General features: G+C 63.8%; 2 protein-coding genes. Both read left to right on the plus strand.

Annotated features, from left to right (window positions below; translation table 11 throughout):
* The first annotated feature begins 596 nt into the window (after positions 1 to 596).
* Positions 597 to 1,892 (plus strand): trypsin-like serine peptidase, encoded by a 1,296-nt coding sequence (locus ACIBK1_RS40570; RefSeq protein WP_396740958.1) that lies wholly within the window; start codon positions 597 to 599, stop codon positions 1,890 to 1,892.
* 515 nt (positions 1,893 to 2,407) lie between these two features.
* On the plus strand, positions 2,408 to 3,567 hold a 1,160-nt coding region (locus tag ACIBK1_RS40575; protein ID WP_396740960.1), incomplete at its 3' end, for a trypsin-like serine peptidase.

Raw genomic sequence — 3,567 nt, forward strand, 5'->3', positions numbered from 1 at the left:
CGCCAACTGGTCCGGCAAGATCGTCTGATCTTCCGCCCGGTAAAGCAGAGTCAAGGAAAGGGCCCGGCCTCCCGCCGGGCCCTTTTCCGTTGCCCCGAACAGCCCGGCGCATTGCGCCCTTGTGGGGTCCTCATCCCACACACACGCCGGTTGCCGTCGTGCCGGCGGAGCCTTCTCGTCGAGTCGGCCGAGGATGCAGACGCTCCTCATTCGACACTCGCGGCTGAGGGTCCCGAACATTGCCGTTCGTCACATTCGCGGGTCTGCGTCCAGATTGCGAGGGCCTCCGCTCCGCTCCGACCGTGGCCGCTTTGACGCGATTGCTCCGCGCGTTGGTTTCGTTCCAAACAGTGACTTACATCACACTAGCCGTTGAATCGGTCCAACAAAGTTGGTATCGGACACCGTTCCACACCCACAACGATCAGCCAAAACGTCCTTCGCACATGATCCAAATCGTCCTGGTGAGGCACCCCCCTTCGAAGCACGGTCACGAACCCACTTACGTCACCCCATTTCCTCCTATAACTTTCTCCTCGTTCCTCACTGACGGATGGGGCGCAAGCGACGCCCCACGACAGACCAGGAGAATTCCCATGAAGCGCACTCTCGCTCTGGGCGGGATCGCGGCCGGCCTGCTGGCCTCCGCCGCCATCGCTGCCCCGGCTCACGCCGACTCGGTTCCGGCCGTGAACCTGGCCAACACCAACACCGCGGCCAAGCAGGTCGCGGCGTTCTGGTTCGGGCAGGCCAAGGCGAACCTGATCAACGCCACCCCGTACACGGTGGAGACCACGGTCCCCACCAAGCACGTGTCGACCGGCGGAGCCTCCGCTGACACCAAGGCCGGCGTTGTCGGCTCCAGCGGCGACCAGAAGGCCGCCACCGGCACCCTGAAGAACGTGAACCTGCCGAAGACCACCGGCAAGGTGTTCTTCATCGGCGCCGACCACAAGCCGCACTGGTGCTCGGCCACCTCGGTTCAGTCGCAGTACAAGAACCTGGTGGCGACCGCGGGTCACTGCGTGTACGACACCAAGTCGAACGCCGCGACCCTCGACAAGTGGGTCTTCATCCCCGGCTACTACGAGGGCAAGACCCCCTGGGGCATCTACGTCGGTAAGACCGCTTACACGCACTACGACTACAGCGTGTACGAGGACGGCGACCGCGACTACGCGTTCGTCACGGTCTACAACGGCGTCATCCCCACCGACGGCGGCACCAGCGCCGGCAAGTACGAGTCGCGCGTCTTCCACAGCAAGTGGGACGCCTACCGGGAGCTGAAGAAGCTCCAGGCCGACAAGACCACCGCTCTCTCGAAGCTCGCGGTCGTGCCGGTGTACGAGGGCGGCTCGCACAACGGTGGCAACTACGGCAAGTGGAACCGCCCGACGCCGTCCCCGTCGCAGACCCCGAAGATCGTCGGCTACAAGGTCGTCGGCTTCAAGCTGTCGATCGGCCTGAAGGACGTCGGCACGCTGGGCTCGAACGTCGGTGGTCAGGGTCTGGCCTACAACCAGAAGATCGGCACGGGCATCTTCGAGTTCGGTTACCCGAGCGGGTCGCACCCGGACGGCAACTACGCCTTCTCCGGCAAGACCCAGAAGTGGGCCTACGGCAAGACCTTCAAGGCGGCTGCGCCGTCCATGAAGGCCGAGGAGCTGGTGGGCATCAAGTCCTCCTTCACCGGCGAGGGCTCCATCGGTTCCGCGTGGCTGTACCGCTACAGCAACACCAAGCGGCTCGGCTACCTCAACGGTGTGACCATCGCGGTCTCCGACACCGACGGCAACAACCGCATCGACACCAACGTTTCGCCGTACTTCGACGGTGAGACGCTGGGCGTCTACAAGACCGCTGCCGCCAACTGGTCCGGCAAGATCGTCTGATCTTCCGCCCAGTAACGCAGAGTCAAGGAAAGGGCCCGGCCTCCCGCCGGGCCCTTTTCCGTTGCCCGAAACAACGCGGCACACTGTTCGGATATCGACCTCAGTAGGCCAATTGGTTGGGCATCATCATCATTCAGCCTGTCAGCTCGCGAATGTCGCTGTTCATCCGATTTCTGGAGCTGCGCCGAGACGGCCGGCGCTCGCCGTTCCACCCCCGTCCGAGCCCCCTTCGACGTGACCAGGCACCCCTTTGGTTTCCTCTGAATCTGTGATTTACGTCACAGTGACTGTTATATCGGTCCAATGCGGAGCGTGACGGAAACGCCGGGAACGCGGTCATGATCAGCCATAACGGTTGGCCACGCACAGACCCGTGCCGCCCGCGCGCGCGAGTCCCCGCAAAAGCTTGATCGCAAACCCTCTTACGCCACCGCATTTCCTCCTATAACTTTCTCCTCGTTCCTCACTGACGGATGGGGCGCAAGTGACGCCTCACGACAGACCAGGAGAAAGTTATGAAGCGCACTCTCGCTCTGGGCGGGATCGCGGCCGGCCTGCTGGCCTCCGCCGCCATCGCTGCCCCGGCTCACGCCGACTCGGTTCCGGCCACGAACCTGGCCAACACCAACACCGCGGCCAAGCAGGTCGCGGCGTTCTGGTACGGCCAGGCCAAGGCCAACCTGATCAACGCCACCCCGTACACGGTGGAGACCACGGTCCCCACCAAGCACGTGTCGACCGGCGGGGCCTCCGCCGACACCAAGGCCGGCGTTGTCGGGTCCAGCGGCGACCAGAAGGCCGCCACCGGCACCCTGAAGAACGTCAACCTGCCGAAGACCACCGGCAAGGTGTTCTTCATCGGCGCCGACCACAAGCCGCACTGGTGCTCGGCCACCTCTGTGCAGTCGCAGTACAAGAACCTGGTGGCGACCGCGGGTCACTGCGTGTACGACACCAAGTCGAACGCGACCACCCTCGACAAGTGGGTCTTCATCCCCGGCTACTACGAGGGCAAGACCCCCTGGGGCATCTACGTCGGTAAGACCGCTTACACGCACTACGACTACAGCGTGTACGAGGACGGCGACCGCGACTACGCGTTCGTCACGGTCTACAACGGCGTTCTGCCCACCGAGGGCGGCACCAGCGCCGGCAAGTACGAGTCGAAGATCTACGACAGCAAGTGGGACGCGTACAAGGCGAAGAAGCAGCTCGCCTCGGACAAGACCACCGCTCTGTCGAAGCTCGACGTCGTCGAGGTCAACAAGCTCTCGCCGAAGGGCAAGGACACGCCGGTCAGCGTCGCCGACTTCCAGGCCTACAACAAGGGCAAGGACCTGAAGGGCAACGGCCCGTGGGCGTGGTTCACGTCCGCGAGCGCGCCCGTGAAGATCGACAAGCAGGCCTACGGGTACCAGAACTGGAACAAGGACTCGTGGGTCAGCCAGGACGGGACGACCTTCTTCTGGAAGACCCCCGACCCGCAGCACCGGGGCGAGTACCTGTACTTCAAGCGGACGTTCTCGGCGAAGATCCTCAAGGGCTTCCAGGTCGTCGGCTTCAAGTTCGCGATCGGCCTGAAGGACGTCGGCACGCTGGGCTCGAACGTCGGTGGTCAGGGTCTGGCCTACAACCAGAAGATCGGCACGGGCATCTTCGAGTTCGGTTACCCGAG

The organism is Microbispora rosea, assembly GCF_044460045.1.
GTDB lineage: Bacteria > Actinomycetota > Actinomycetes > Streptosporangiales > Streptosporangiaceae > Microbispora > Microbispora rosea.